Annotated in this window: 15 protein-coding genes; 4 read left to right on the plus strand and 11 right to left on the minus strand. The window is 36.8% G+C overall.

Features of this window, described 5'->3' with window-relative positions:
- Positions 1–207: 207 nt before the first annotated feature.
- Positions 208–1,986, minus strand: a complete 1,779-nt coding sequence (locus tag B4F31_RS00005; protein ID WP_286760309.1) for a vWA domain-containing protein — start codon at positions 1,984–1,986, stop codon at positions 208–210.
- A 36-nt stretch (positions 1,987–2,022) separates the two neighbouring features.
- Positions 2,023–2,739, minus strand: a complete 717-nt coding sequence (locus tag B4F31_RS00010) for an energy transducer TonB (RefSeq protein ID WP_075325197.1) — start codon at positions 2,737–2,739, stop codon at positions 2,023–2,025.
- A 207-nt stretch (positions 2,740–2,946) separates the two neighbouring features.
- On the opposite strand from B4F31_RS00010, the gene B4F31_RS00015 reads away from it, so the two are divergent.
- Complete coding sequence (locus tag B4F31_RS00015) at positions 2,947–3,384, plus strand: hypothetical protein (protein WP_075325196.1); 438 nt, start codon at positions 2,947–2,949, stop codon at positions 3,382–3,384.
- 72 nt (positions 3,385–3,456) lie between these two features.
- Here B4F31_RS00015 and B4F31_RS00020 read toward each other — a convergent pair whose 3' ends face one another.
- Positions 3,457–3,873, minus strand: coding sequence for a hypothetical protein (locus tag B4F31_RS00020; protein ID WP_156858126.1), 417 nt, complete (start codon positions 3,871–3,873; stop codon positions 3,457–3,459).
- 16 nt (positions 3,874–3,889) lie between these two features.
- Here B4F31_RS00020 and B4F31_RS00025 point away from each other — a divergent pair, with 16 nt between their 5' ends.
- The 3 genes from B4F31_RS00025 to B4F31_RS00035 are packed head-to-tail and all read left to right on the plus strand — an operon-like array spanning position 3,890 to position 6,533.
- Positions 3,890–4,705, plus strand: a complete 816-nt coding sequence (locus tag B4F31_RS00025; RefSeq protein ID WP_286760310.1) for a hypothetical protein — start codon at positions 3,890–3,892, stop codon at positions 4,703–4,705.
- Between the two features lie 10 nt (positions 4,706–4,715).
- Positions 4,716–6,095, plus strand: a complete 1,380-nt coding sequence (locus tag B4F31_RS00030) for a DUF5689 domain-containing protein (protein WP_286760311.1) — start codon at positions 4,716–4,718, stop codon at positions 6,093–6,095.
- Between the two features lie 30 nt (positions 6,096–6,125).
- On the plus strand, positions 6,126–6,533 hold the full coding sequence (locus tag B4F31_RS00035) for a hypothetical protein (RefSeq protein ID WP_075325193.1): 408 nt from the start codon (positions 6,126–6,128) through the stop codon (positions 6,531–6,533).
- Position 6,534: 1 nt separating this feature from the next.
- On the opposite strand, the gene B4F31_RS00040 is transcribed toward B4F31_RS00035, so the two are convergent.
- The 8 genes from B4F31_RS00040 to B4F31_RS00075 all read right to left on the minus strand — a co-directional run bounded on the left by B4F31_RS00040 (position 6,535) and on the right by B4F31_RS00075 (position 12,797).
- Positions 6,535–7,263, minus strand: a complete 729-nt coding sequence (locus tag B4F31_RS00040) for a hypothetical protein (protein WP_075325192.1) — start codon at positions 7,261–7,263, stop codon at positions 6,535–6,537.
- Positions 7,264–7,340: 77 nt separating this feature from the next.
- Positions 7,341–8,561 (minus strand): GTPase HflX, encoded by a 1,221-nt coding sequence (hflX, locus tag B4F31_RS00045; protein ID WP_075325191.1) that lies wholly within the window; start codon positions 8,559–8,561, stop codon positions 7,341–7,343.
- A 222-nt stretch (positions 8,562–8,783) separates the two neighbouring features.
- The gene (locus B4F31_RS00050; protein WP_075325190.1) at positions 8,784–9,677 is read right to left on the minus strand and encodes a DUF3078 domain-containing protein; all 894 of its coding nucleotides are present in this window, start codon (positions 9,675–9,677) and stop codon (positions 8,784–8,786) included.
- A gap of 101 nt (positions 9,678–9,778) precedes the next feature.
- Positions 9,779–10,291 carry a DUF2480 family protein gene (locus B4F31_RS00055; protein WP_075325189.1) on the minus strand — a complete coding sequence of 171 codons (513 nt, stop codon included), beginning with the start codon at positions 10,289–10,291 and terminating at the stop codon, positions 9,779–9,781.
- A gap of 83 nt (positions 10,292–10,374) precedes the next feature.
- A complete protein-coding gene (locus tag B4F31_RS00060; protein WP_075325188.1) occupies positions 10,375–10,698 on the minus strand; it encodes an iron-sulfur cluster assembly protein in 324 nt (107 codons plus the stop codon).
- Position 10,699: 1 nt separating this feature from the next.
- Positions 10,700–11,077, minus strand: coding sequence for a SufE family protein (locus B4F31_RS00065; protein WP_075327872.1), 378 nt, complete (start codon positions 11,075–11,077; stop codon positions 10,700–10,702).
- A gap of 43 nt (positions 11,078–11,120) precedes the next feature.
- Entirely contained in the window at positions 11,121–11,549 is a 429-nt protein-coding gene (locus B4F31_RS00070) for an META domain-containing protein (protein WP_083634125.1), read from the minus strand.
- Positions 11,550–11,558: 9 nt separating this feature from the next.
- The gene (locus B4F31_RS00075; protein WP_075325186.1) at positions 11,559–12,797 is read right to left on the minus strand and encodes an aminotransferase class V-fold PLP-dependent enzyme; all 1,239 of its coding nucleotides are present in this window, start codon (positions 12,795–12,797) and stop codon (positions 11,559–11,561) included.
- Between the last annotated feature and the right edge of the window lie 43 nt (positions 12,798–12,840).

Consider the following 12,840-nt stretch of genomic DNA (forward strand, 5'->3'; position numbering starts at 1 on the left):
TATTGACGATTCTAACGGGATGATGGGCAGGGACCAGATCATCATAACTGGGAGGCAAAAGACTTAACTGCGACTGGTCATAGGTCTTAAATACTGCTCTGGCTTTCATTACATGAAAATACTAAAAACCAGAAAATAATACAACAAACAAGGCTGCCTTTTCAGACAGCCTCTTTGTTTTTAAAGGTGGTTAGAAAGACCTGTTTATTAATTTACTTCACTTTTTACAAGTCTTATAAATTCCGCTCTGTAACCTTCCTTATCCTCTCCACGACCTTTTTCGGCAAGATCTAATATGAATCCAGTATTATGATTTTTCACAAATTCTGAATCGGTTAATTTCATTCCATAAAGAGCTACAGCAGCAGCAAACTTAAAATCGGTGCTGGCTTCTTCAAAATCCTTTTCAGTATCTGCTACCGTCTTGGTAATGAGCTTGCTTTTTGCACCCTCTGGATCCTTATACCTAAATTTTACCGTAAATAACTCACCGCTATTATTTTTTAATTCGGTGTTAGTATACTTCAGTGAGTCTATTTCTTTTAAATACTCACTTTCAACTCCTACAGGAATTAGCTCATAAAGAGCTGTAACGGTGTGGCCACTTCCAAGTTCCCCGGCATCCTTTTCATCATCATTAAAATCTTCTGCATTCAATAATCGATTTTCATAACCAATTAATCGGTAGGCCTGGATTTTTGCGGGATTGAATTCTACCTGTATTTTTACATCTTTGGCAATGGTGTGAAGTGTTCCTCCAAACTCAGTTCCCAGAACTCGTCTGGATTCCTGCATGCTATCTATATAAGCGTGGTTGCCATTCCCGGCCTGGGCAAGGCTTTCCAGTTTTGAGTCCTTGTAATTTCCCATTCCAAAACCTAAAGCGGTTAGAAATACACCACTTTCCCTTTTTTCTTCAATTAATTGCTTCATTGCGCTATCACTGCTGCTGCCAATATTAAAATCACCATCTGTTGCGAGAATCACCCTGTTGTTTCCCCCTTCAATAAAGTTCTCTTTTGCAATTTTATAAGCTAATTCTATGCCCTCACCTCCGGCTGTGGAGCCCCCTGCATTTAGGTTATTAATCGCTTCCAGGATCTTTATTTTTTCACTGCCGGGTGTGGATTCTAAAACAACCCCTGCAGCGCCCGCGTAAACCACTATGGCTACCCGATCTTCTTCCCGTAACTGGTTCACCAGGATTTTAAAAGAAGATTTTAGTAAGGGTAATTTGTTAGGGGAATTCATAGAACCTGAAACATCTAATAGGAAGGTAAGATTGGATGCCGGGATATCCTCAGTAGGAATGTTTTTACCCTGTAAGGCTATTTTCGCGATTTTTGTTTGTTGGTTCCAGGGAGATTTTGCTACCTCTGTATGTATGGCAAAGGGATGTTCATCTTTAGGCCCGGCATAATTGTAGTTGAAATAATTTATCATTTCCTCTATTTTAACGGCGCCTTTGGGTATCTCCTGCCCATTGTTGATCATCCTCCTAATATTGCTGTAAGAAGCACGGTCTACATCTATAGAAAAGGTAGAAAGTGGTGCGGTCTTAACACTCTTGAAGATATTCTCGTTTTTTTCTTTATAAGCTTCTGTGTTAGTTCTATTGTTATAGCCATAGCCAGTCTGTAAACTTGAAGTTCCTCGAATTCTTATCGTTTCTGAAACCGCTACTACTTCTTCGTTCAAAGAAACATTGTCAGGCTCTAAAGAGGCATTAATCACCTTTTTATCTTTAACCTTAACCTCTTTGGTTTTATAACCAATAAAGCTGAAGGTAAGAAGATCTCCTTTTTTAGCTTTAATGCTGTATTTTCCGTCGAAATCGGTTTGTGTCCCGGAATTTGTGCTCTTATTAAGGATGTTAACGCCGGGAAGTGGTGTTGAGTTTTCATTACTTACCGTTCCGGTTATTGTCTGTGCCGAAATCGAGTTGCAGAGAAATAGGCTTAAAATAAATAGTAAATTATACTTCATGAATTGAATTTTTTAGGTATTGTAGAAAGTTGATTTTTATTCCTGAACCTGGAAAATTATGGGTAAGGCATAATTTACATTAACAGGCTTTCCGCGTTGTTTGCCTGGTTGCATTTTTGGTAGGGCTTCAATTAGCTTTTTGGCTTCTTCTTCCAGTTTTGGATGTGGCGCTCGTGCCTGTATATTTACGATATCTCCTTCAGTATTTATTTGAAAAAGAATATTGATACGATTTACTCCTGAAAGACCTAATTCACCACCCAGATCCTTATTGAAATTCTTATTTACATAAGTGGTTATTTTTTCACTCATGCAGTTCTTTCTTGCTGTATTATCTTCTAATGCTTCACAACCCGGAAATATTGGTACATCTTCAATTAATGTAAAAGGAACAGTTTCTACTTCTTCATCGGGTTTATGATCAATTATTTCCTCCGGTTCTACAATGTCGTCAAGATTTGCTTCGGTAGACTCAATTTCGTCTTCTTTGGCTTCGGGGTCATCTTTAATGACCTCTATTTCATCTGGAATTACCGGAGCTTTTGGTGGCGGAGTGTTTGCTAACTCGGTAATGGGGATAACTTCTTCTTCAAGATCATTTAAATAGACCTGCTCTTTTGTAAATTCATCCTTGACGTAGGTTTTCCATTCTATTAATAATAAGCTGGCCAGTAAGGCTACAATAAGTCCGAATGATAAAAACAGGTTTGATTTTTTCCGAAGATCGGCTTTGGCATTTTTCTTAGGTTTCATAATAAATTAGATTAATAGTTAGTAAATAAATGATAAGAAACTTAATAGAATGGTTGGTATTTTAAATAACCATCAATTAAAATGCCAAAAAACTAAAAAATATGATTTCAGTTAATATTGAAAAACTGGATATTCAATTCTAAACTTAGAAGTACAATGCTGCTACAATTTTATAGAAAATCCTATCTTTACTAAAAATTTACTCCTATGTATCCAACTGTACAATTCATTCATTCTTATTGGGCTTATTTAGTATTAATAGTTTTATTTGTAGCCTCTATAAATGCAATTATTGGTTATGCTTCTAATAAAGAGTATGGAGCAACTAATTTTAGGATTGCACTTTTCACACTTATCACTTCACATATTCAGCTTTTAATAGGAATAGTTTTATACTTTGTTTCTCCTTATTTTTCAGTACTTCTGGAAGAAGGAATGGGTACGGTAATGCCAGATCCTACTTTGAGACTTTACATTCTGGAACATCCATTAATGATGATTATTGCGGTAACTTTAATTACCATTGGATATTCAAAACACAAGAGTAAACTTACTTCAAAGCCTAAGTTTAAAATCCTTGCTATATTTTATACCTTAGGATTGTTGGTAATGTTATCCCGTATTCCCTGGAACGCCTGGTTTTAAAACTGTATAATTAAATTATTTCTAAGGTTTTACTTTCATCCAATCATCGAGATTTAAAGGCTACGAGGTAATTTATTTATTGTCTCGGTTTGGATTTGAAGAGACTTCTTTAAGCAGGTAAATATAAACCGGAAAATGGTCACTGTAACCGCCCTGATAACCTGAATAGCCGTAACTCCTAAAAGGATAACCTTTATATTGACCTTTCTCAGTAATGAGTTGTTTTTTATTAAAGATACCTGTTTTATAAAACTGAAATGTAGAATAATTTCTCCCGGTTAAACCGCCAGAAACAAGAATCTGATCAAATAAATTCCAGCCATCCCGGTAAGCAAGGGTGCCCATTCCTTTCTTTAGCATTTTTTCCATAGGGTTATATAATTGATGTGGGTTTACTTCATTTTGAGTAGCTACAGTTTTTAATACTTCCTTGAAACTTTTATTGGTGGGATCATCGTTAAAATCGCCCATACTTATAATCTTAGCCAAAGGTTCTTTCTTAAATATGGAATCAAGAATAATTTTATGGTATAGATCCAGTAAAATCAAAGCCAGGCTTTCTGCTTATTACACGCAAATTAAAGATGCTACTGAAATTTCATTTTATTATGCCGATGGACTTTCAGGATTGGGTAGAAATAGCACTACAGCATTCGTGCAAGAGGTTTTAAGCGGAATTGATAAACAACATTTAGGTTTGGAAATGGGAGTTGAGGCCCAATTAACTTCAGCCATAAAATTAAAAGCTGCGGCGGCATTGGGACAATTTGTTTATAGCAATAATCCTGAACTCTATTTAACTTCAGACGATTTTAATGATATGGTAGATTACGGGACTTCTTATTTAAAAAATTACAGGATAGCCGGCGGCCCGCAGAGAGCCGCGCAAATTGGATTTGAATATCGTGACCCCGATTATTGGTGGTTTGGAACTACAATAAATTTTTTCTCCCAGGCTTTTCTGGATGTAAGTCCGTTAACTAGAACTGCGAATTTCCTGAATGATAGCGATGGTCTACCCATTTTGAATTACGATGAAAATGTTGCCGAGAAACTGCTAAAACAAGAACAATTTAAAGATTATATGCTTGTAAATGCCATAGGTGGCAAATCCTGTTTGGTAAAAGGAAAGTTTATCGGCTTCTTTGTGAGTCTCAATAATATTTTTGATAAGCTCTATAAAACCGGTGGCTTCGAGCAATCCCGAAATGCCAATTACCGCACTTTAAAACAAGACCGGGAGAGGGAAAACCCCATTTTTGGACCTAAATACTATGGCACCGGTGCTTCCTATTTTGCTATGATTTATGTTAGATTTTAAAATTATAGTTATGAAAAATTTCAATTTAATTGTAACTGTTTTATTCGCTTTTTTAGCTACTTCTTGCGTGGAAACTGATGATTTTCAGCTGCCGGAATCCAAAAATAAAGAGATAAATATTGAAGGAAATATTACCGGAATTTCTGCAGTAAAAAGCAATTTTAATCCAGAAACCGAAGAAATCTATGTTTTTTCTGAAACCAATACGGTAATGGAAGCTTGTGTAGTTTCCAGTGATGAGGGTGGAAATTTTTATAAAGAACTGGTGTTGCAGGATAAACCTGAAAACCCAACTGCTGGCATATTACTTCTGGTAGATGATAATTCGCTTTTTGAAACCTATAATTTTGGAAGGAAAATCTATGTAAAATTAGACGGTCTCGCTTTATGGTCTAACAATGGAGTGCATCAATTAGGAGTTCAGAATAGGGGAGACGTGGTGACAATCCCACCTTCAAGGATAGACGATCATATTATTAGAACTATGGAAACTGCGGAAATTCTTCCACTACAACTTGAAATTTCAGAATTTAATGAAAGACACGAAAATTTATTTATTAAAGTTAAAAATGTCCAGTTCAATCTAAACCTACTAAGGGAACAGCATCATTATACTTTTGCAGGGGAAATAACCGATGAGTATGATGGTGAAAGGCAGCTGGAAAGTTGCCGTACCGGTGCCAGCGCGATGTTAAGCACCAGTACTTTCTCGGGTTTTAAATCCCTTTATTTGCCTGAAAATTCCGGAAGCGTAAAGGGGATTCTAACCCGTAATTTTTACGATGATTATTTTGTGATCGCGGTAAATTCACCCGATGATTTTAATTTTGATGAAGATCGATGCGACCCCGAATTTCTTAAATGTGAGGGTGATAATATAAGGGGTGGTTCCCTCATTTTCGAAGAAAATTTCATTAATATAGCAAGTCTTTCTGCATTAGAAAATAATGGATGGACTAACATAAATGTAAACGGCGGCAAAGCATTTGAACCGGGAACATTTGACGGGAATAGGTATATTCGGGTTTCAGCATATAATACCGAAGAAACCCCTATGGAAGTCTGGCTGGTGAGTCCGCCAATAGATTTGGATGAAGTTTCAGAAGCAAATTTATCTTTTGAGATTATGTCTTCTTATGATAATGCAACCATTCTAAGCGTGCTCGTTACAGAGGAATTTACCGGGAATGTCCTAACCACGAATTGGAGGCCGGTAGATGCTGTAATTCCTATAGGCCCAACTAATCAATACGGAAAAAGATTTGTAAAAAGTGAAATAGATATTTCCTGCTTAAAGGGAGATATCCATTTCGCCTTTAGATATTTAGGTGCTGCACCAGATAAAAGCACAACTTATCATATTGATAACATACGAATAAGCGGGAATTGAGTAAATTGGGAGATTATTTAAACTCGGCGCATGAAGCAAAAATTACTCTTTTTATTCTTGATAATTACATCTTTAAGCTCTGCTCAACATTCCCAGGATTTTGCCGGAAATTGGTTCTGGAAATCTCCAGACGGCCAGAATACCATGGAATTAGAACTGGAGTATGAAAGCCAGGGAAGTATTAAAGGTAATCATTGCGTGATCTTCTCACAGGGTGAAAATACCGATTGTAAAAGAAAAAATGGAAATTCGTTTACAATCAATTTGGTTAAAATCGCTGAAGGTGTTTACGACGGAACTATAGAAAGTGCCGTAAGTTATACTTCAGGAAAAATACGTTTGCAATATATAGACAGTGAAAAAGCTATTCGTTTTTATCTAAAAGAAGTGCCTCCCGGAGAATTCTATATGCCCAAGGAGGCTTTTTTAGTTAGATAATTTATTTTTGATAAGCTTCGCTGTAAGGCGACCAGATTTCATAAATAGGATCTCCTTTAGAGCTTTTGCCTTTATGATGCCATTTGCCATTTTTAACTTCATATTGAAACTCTAAACTTGCTCCTACACGGCTGGCATCTCGTGAAAAGAATTCAATATTTTCAGTATATTTTCCATTTTCTGCAGAATAAGTTCCTCCACCCGTTCCATTAAATTCTTTGGTAGCCGAATTAAAGGCGATCCATTGAAACCTTCCACCGCTTAAAATTTTTACCGTGCGCCTGTCACCTGGGGTCATCGTACTCATTTCCCCGTTTCTTTCACGGCCGGTAATTACCCAGTTTCCTGTTAAAGCATCTGATTTATCTGAAACACGTTCCCATATTTTAGTAGTATTTCCGTCAGAAATTTCCATCTTGTTTTCACCTTCCCAGGTAATATTATATTCCCGTTCAGTCCCAATGTTTTCGGCATCGTAGGTGTCAAAATCCCGGATTTCGGTAAGGGTTTCATCTTCCAGGCTAAGTTCGCCTCCCGCAGCGCCTAAAAATTCATTATTACTTAAATTTTTAGAACCCAGGGCAAAATAACCGTCCTGAACTATTTTAATCACTTCACGATCGCTCACCGTTTCACCGTTTTTTTGAATTAGTTTCCAGGCGCCATCAAGCTCCTGAGCTCCCATTATTCCGAAGAAAAAAAGTAAGGGTAATAAGATTAATTTTTTCATTGTAGTAAATTATTGGTATACCCTAATTTACTGAAAATACCAATAAAAAGCCCCGAAATTTTCGGGGCTGTATACTTTTATTTTTCTTCTCCGTATTTATCATATTCCGGATATAGGAAGTTGTTATAGGGAAAACGGGTAATATGAATTTTACGAACAGCTTCATAAACTTTTCTGCGGAAATCTTCCATATTCTCTTTATTCAAAGCAGATATGAACAGAACGTTATCTCCCATTTTATTCATCCAGGTTTGCTTCCATTCTTTCAACGTATAATGCGCTTTTGTCCTTTCGGTCATTAAATCATCATCTTCAATTTCTTCAGCTTCATATTGATCAATTTTATTAAAAACCATAATCGTTGGTTTGTCATTACTCTTAATCTCACTCATAATCTGGTTAACCGATTCTATGTGATCTTCAAAGTTAGGGTGAGAAATATCTACCACGTGAAGTAATAAATCGGCTTCTCTAACTTCATCTAAGGTAGATTTAAAAGACTCTACTAGTTGTGTAGGCAACTTCCTTATAAATCCTACCGTATCGGTTAAAAGGAAGGGTAAATTTCGAATTACCACTTTTCTTACCGTAGTATCCAAGGTTGCGAAAAGTTTATTTTCGGCAAAAACCTCACTTTTACTAATGGTATTCATTAAAGTAGATTTCCCAACATTGGTGTAACCTACCAGTGCAACCCTTACCAACTGCCCGCGGTTACCACGCTGCACCTCCATTTGTTTGTCTATGGTTTCAAGTTTTTTCTTTAATAGGGAAATTTTGTCTCTAACAATCCTACGGTCAGTTTCAATTTCTGTTTCCCCTGGCCCACGCATTCCAATACCACCACGCTGGCGTTCAAGGTGAGTCCACATTCCCGCAAGTCTCGGTAATAAATATTCATATTGGGCAAGTTCTACCTGCGTTCTCGCGTAACTGGTTTGTGCGCGTTGAGCAAAAATATCGAGGATAAGTGTAGTTCTATCTAAAACTTTACATTTCAGGATTTTCTCAATATTTTTCTGTTGAGCAGGAGAAAGTTCATCATCAAAAATAGCGGTACCTACGTCATTTTCATCTACGAACTGTTTAAGCTCGTTCATCTTCCCTGTCCCTATAAAAGTTTTTGGATTGGGTTTATCCATATTCTGGCTAAAACGCTTTATCACTTCCCCGCCTGCGGTATAGGTAAGGAATTCTAATTCGTCCAGGTATTCTTCTAATTTATCATGCCCCTGCTCTTTGGTTACAATACCAATTAGAACAGCTTTCTCGTGGGTTAGGTCGGTTTTTTCAATCATAAATACAAAGTTACACAATAGATTGCTACTGCGATTTTTGCGGAAATTATTTCAACATATATTTAACTAAAATAGGCTCATAAACAACAAACCCGCCGGAAAAGGCAGGTTGTATTTTTAATTTTGTGGTGGTTTTGTCTTCACTTTCAACTCGTTTCAGTATTTAAATAATCAAAATAACTACGGAAACAAGTTCAGCATAAATTATGGGTTTGTTATTGGTTAAAATCCATAATTAAACCCTAAACCAAAAACTTCTCTAATTTGAAAACCTTTTACTGCATTGTCGTCGTAAATAGCCTGGAAAATAAGGTTTGTAGAAAGATAATCGTTAATCTTCATTTTCATGTTCATCGTATAATCGATATCTACGTTTTGAGGATCTTCCAAATAGTTGGAGTAGAGGTTAATTAAATTCTCCATAGTTACATTCTCAATTATATCGAATTGCGCGTAACCCGAAACCGATGCACCAAGTTCAAAACGCATGGCTTTCCCTGCATCTACACCAAAATAATCACCATCTACATAATCTGGACCTGAAGTAAAATCTTTATCTACAAAGACCATTCTTCCCGTAGCCGGTGCAAGATTTATATAGAAATTTTCACTTTTTTTCCACATCATACCGGGACCAAATTGAAGGTAAGCGGGAGATAGAAAATTGGTATATTCACTTCGGGTTGTTTGGCCGCTTTCAGGGTCTTCGCCGAATTTATAGCCCTTTGTAATTTGCGTTCTAAAATTAAGAAAAAGCGAATAATACCAGTTTGATTCCTGTACCTGCTTTCCCGCAATCGAATTAAATTCTAAGCGGTCACTTGTTTTCCTGGCAAATTCGTCACTTCGCTGTTTAGTCATCCCATAATCAAGGAGCAATTTATTATCCCAGGTAAAATCGTCTTTTAAATAATTAAAATCGTAATCAAAAAGAAGGTTTCCAGCAATATTGGAAGTTCCACCGCCCGTCCACTCTTCATTAAAGGCTGACTGATTAAAAAGAATGGCTATGTTTCCTTCTTTTGTCCATCCTTGTTTTTGTTCTTTCTCTTCTTCCTGAGCCGATAAATTAAAAATCCCGCCACAAAGGGCGAGAGCAAATAATAATTTTTTCATTTTGTTTATAATTTAAGATCCCTATCTGGATGTTTACCACTATTTTGTATTTACTTCCTGCGTTTTGCTAATTGTAGCAGTATACATCCAGAGGGTTCAACTTAATTTTTTGGTTTTTTATACAATGGTACCGACGAGCAAGCCTCACCATACATTAAACTTTTAACTACCGGTTGCAGTTTTTCTATTAAAAGTAAATAGGCATTTTTTGGAACCGGTTTGTGAGAGCAGCCTTTAACGATCACAGGTTTATCTGTAAGATTACTAACATCCATTTTATTAATAGCTTCGGTATAAAGTACGGTTTCCAAAGTTTCCAGGTCACCGGTGATTACTTTTTTTGCATATGGCTGTAAATAAGTAGCCAATAACATATATGCCCAGGCAGGGATTATTGCATCGCTGGAGCAGGTAAGGGCTATAAATTTATCCTGGTATTGACTCCAGTCGTGGTTTTTGGCCTGTTCTCTAAATTCTCCTTCCCGCAGCACGAAACCTTCCAGAAGCCAGTCTTTTACATCAAACAATACGCGTTCCCCCTCAGGATAATAATCCTCCAGGTTAAAGGTAATAAGTTTACTGTTGGCTATTCGGTTTACTATTTCTTCGGCCATAAAATGGGTTCAGTGTTAATGGTTAAAAGCTAATAAACATTTAAAGTAAAAGTTTTTATTTCCCTTTGGGGGCCATGGGACTTTTATAAAAGTCCTAATTCCAATTTTGCTTCCTCGCTAATAAGGTCTTGATTCCACGGCGGATCGAAAGTAATTTCTACTTCGGCATCTTTTACCGTATCTATAGAAGCTACCCTCTCCTTCACTTCCTGCGGCAAACTCTCTGCAACAGGGCAGTTTGGTGTGGTTAAGGTCATTAATATTTTCACTTCGTGATCGGTATTTACCATTACGTCGTAAATAAGGCCTAATTCGTAAATATCTACCGGGATTTCTGGATCATAAATAGTTTTTAAAACCTTTACGATCTTTTCTCCTAATTCCTGTGTGTCTATTTCCTGTTCCATTTTAATTAAGTTGTGTTTGGTATGCTACAGCATACATTTTAAGTTGTTTGATCATACTCACCAAACCATTGGCGCGGGTAGGAGACAAGTGCTCTTTAAGGCCAATTTCATCAATAAATTTCGTGTCGGCTTCAATAATTGCTGAAGGATGATGATTGGAAAATGCCCTAATTAAAATGGCTACAATTCCCTTGGTAATAATCGCATCACTATCGGCCGTAAAAACCAATTTCTCATCTTCAAGTTCAGCGTGAACCCACACTTTACTTTGACAACCTTTAATAAGGTTTTCGTCTATTTTATATTTTTCGTCTATAAGCGGAAGCGCTTTTCCAAGCTCTATCATATACTCATAACGCTGCATCCAGTCCTCGAACATTGCAAATTCGTCTACAATTTCTTGCTGTATTTCCTGTATCGTTTTACTCACTATCTTCTGTTTTTTGCAGGTTTAAAAGCTCCTGATTTTCTTTAGATAAAAATATTAAATCTTTATCGCTAATTCTAACATTTCTAATTTCGGGAATTACTTCATTCATAATCTCTTCATATTCCATTTGCCCTTCGCAGTACATTTTGGTTCCCAACGGCGGATTGAATTTCACGATAGAATCCTGAATTTTATAGGTGGCTACAAAATTGTTGCAACCGGTTTTTCCCGATAACCTTTTTTCTGTACCATTAAAATTTAAAATGAAACCTTCTGCAGAAATATCTTCTCCATCCATTTCTACTAAATTATAATCGCCACTTAGTGAATTCAGGTCTGCTGGATCTTCTGAAATTTTTTCTTCTGAATTTCCGCAGGAAATCATTAAAAATGCGCTGAATATAAATAAGATCTTTTTCATTTAATATATTTAGGAAAGCATTGATTTTGCTTTTATAACTGCATCAATAAACCGGTCTATTTCTTCTTTGGTATTATAAAACGAAAAAGAAGCCCGAACAGTACCTGGAATTTTATAAAAATCCATAATAGGCTGTGCGCAATGGTGGCCGGTCCTTACCGCGACCCCCATTTTATCTACGAGCGTCCCAATATCATACGGATGAAGCCCTTCAATATTAAACGAAATAACTGCGGTCTTTTCTCTTGAAGTCCCGTAGAGTTTCATCCCTTCAATTTCCTGAAGTTTTAAAGTAGCATAATCCAACAATTCTTCCTCGTAACGGGAAATTGCTTCAAAACCAATACTATTCATATAATCTATAGCTGCGCCAAAAGCAATGCCACCACAGATATTAGGCGTACCCGCTTCAAATTTATGAGGAAGACCGGCATAAGTTGTTTTTTCAAAGCTTACCGTAGCAATCATTTCGCCACCACCCTGGTAGGGGGGGAGTTTATTCAGCCATTCTTCTTTGCCATATAAAACGCCAACACCTGTTGGGCCACACATTTTATGTGCAGAAACCACATAGAAATCCACATCTAATGCCTGTACATCTGCCTTAATATGCGGGGCAGCTTGCGCGCCATCTATTAAAACGGCTGCGCCTTTCTCGTGGGCTCTATCTATAATCTTTTTAATAGGATTTATGGTTCCCAAAGCGTTTGAAACGTGGTTTAGGAAAACCATTTTTGTTTTTTCTGAAAGCAATTCTTCAAAAGATTCGTAAATAAGTTCTCCCTGTTCGTTCATAGGAATAACTTTCAGTTTTGCACCAGTTTTTTCGCAAAGCATTTGCCAGGGCACAATATTGGAATGATGCTCTAATGCTGAAACCAGGATTTCATCGCCTTCTTTTAGAATAGATGAAAAACCACTTGCCACGAGGTTAATCCCGTGCGTAGTTCCTGATGTAAAAATGATCTCATGAGATTTTCCAGCATTAAAATGTTGCTGAATTTTTTTCCTGGCACCTTCATATTTGTCGGTTGCTTCCTGAGACAGGCTGTGCACACCGCGGTGAATGTTGGCATTGTAATTAGAATAATAATCTACAATAGCATACATTACCTGTTTCGGCGTTTGCGAAGTTGCTGCGTTGTCAAAATAAACCAGGGGGTAACCATTAACTTCCCTATTTAGGATAGGGAAGTCTTTTCTAATTTCGTCAACGTTAAATGCTATATTATTAGTAGCAATGCTCATTTTTATATTTATTTGAGGATTCTATTAAAGCTACTTTTAATAG

It is taken from the genome of Salegentibacter sp. UBA1130 (assembly GCF_002311535.1).
In the GTDB taxonomy this organism is placed as follows: Bacteria; Bacteroidota; Bacteroidia; order Flavobacteriales; family Flavobacteriaceae; genus Salegentibacter; species Salegentibacter agarivorans.

Bases quoted from the DNA above. Each gene is read 5' to 3' on its own strand.
- B4F31_RS00040 (WP_075325192.1), bottom strand. From the start codon at position 7,263: ATGAAAAAATTAATCTTATTACCCTTACTTTTTTTCTTCGGAATAATG.
- B4F31_RS00055 (WP_075325189.1), bottom strand. From the start codon at position 10,291: ATGGCCGAAGAAATAGTAAACCGAATAGCCAACAGTAAACTTATTACC.
- B4F31_RS00070 (WP_083634125.1), bottom strand. From the start codon at position 11,549: ATGAAAAAGATCTTATTTATATTCAGCGCATTTTTAATGATTTCCTGC.
- B4F31_RS00025 (WP_286760310.1), top strand. From the start codon at position 3,890: ATGGAATCAAGAATAATTTTATGGTATAGATCCAGTAAAATCAAAGCC.
- B4F31_RS00005 (WP_286760309.1), bottom strand. From the start codon at position 1,986: ATGAAGTATAATTTACTATTTATTTTAAGCCTATTTCTCTGCAACTCG.
- B4F31_RS00050 (WP_075325190.1), bottom strand. From the start codon at position 9,677: ATGAAAAAATTATTATTTGCTCTCGCCCTTTGTGGCGGGATTTTTAAT.
- B4F31_RS00075 (WP_075325186.1), bottom strand. From the start codon at position 12,797: ATGAGCATTGCTACTAATAATATAGCATTTAACGTTGACGAAATTAGA.
- B4F31_RS00015 (WP_075325196.1), top strand. From the start codon at position 2,947: ATGTATCCAACTGTACAATTCATTCATTCTTATTGGGCTTATTTAGTA.
- hflX (WP_075325191.1), bottom strand. From the start codon at position 8,561: ATGATTGAAAAAACCGACCTAACCCACGAGAAAGCTGTTCTAATTGGT.
- B4F31_RS00060 (WP_075325188.1), bottom strand. From the start codon at position 10,698: ATGGAACAGGAAATAGACACACAGGAATTAGGAGAAAAGATCGTAAAG.
- B4F31_RS00065 (WP_075327872.1), bottom strand. From the start codon at position 11,077: ATGTTCGAGGACTGGATGCAGCGTTATGAGTATATGATAGAGCTTGGA.
- B4F31_RS00010 (WP_075325197.1), bottom strand. From the start codon at position 2,739: ATGAAACCTAAGAAAAATGCCAAAGCCGATCTTCGGAAAAAATCAAAC.
- B4F31_RS00035 (WP_075325193.1), top strand. From the start codon at position 6,126: ATGAAGCAAAAATTACTCTTTTTATTCTTGATAATTACATCTTTAAGC.
- B4F31_RS00030 (WP_286760311.1), top strand. From the start codon at position 4,716: ATGAAAAATTTCAATTTAATTGTAACTGTTTTATTCGCTTTTTTAGCT.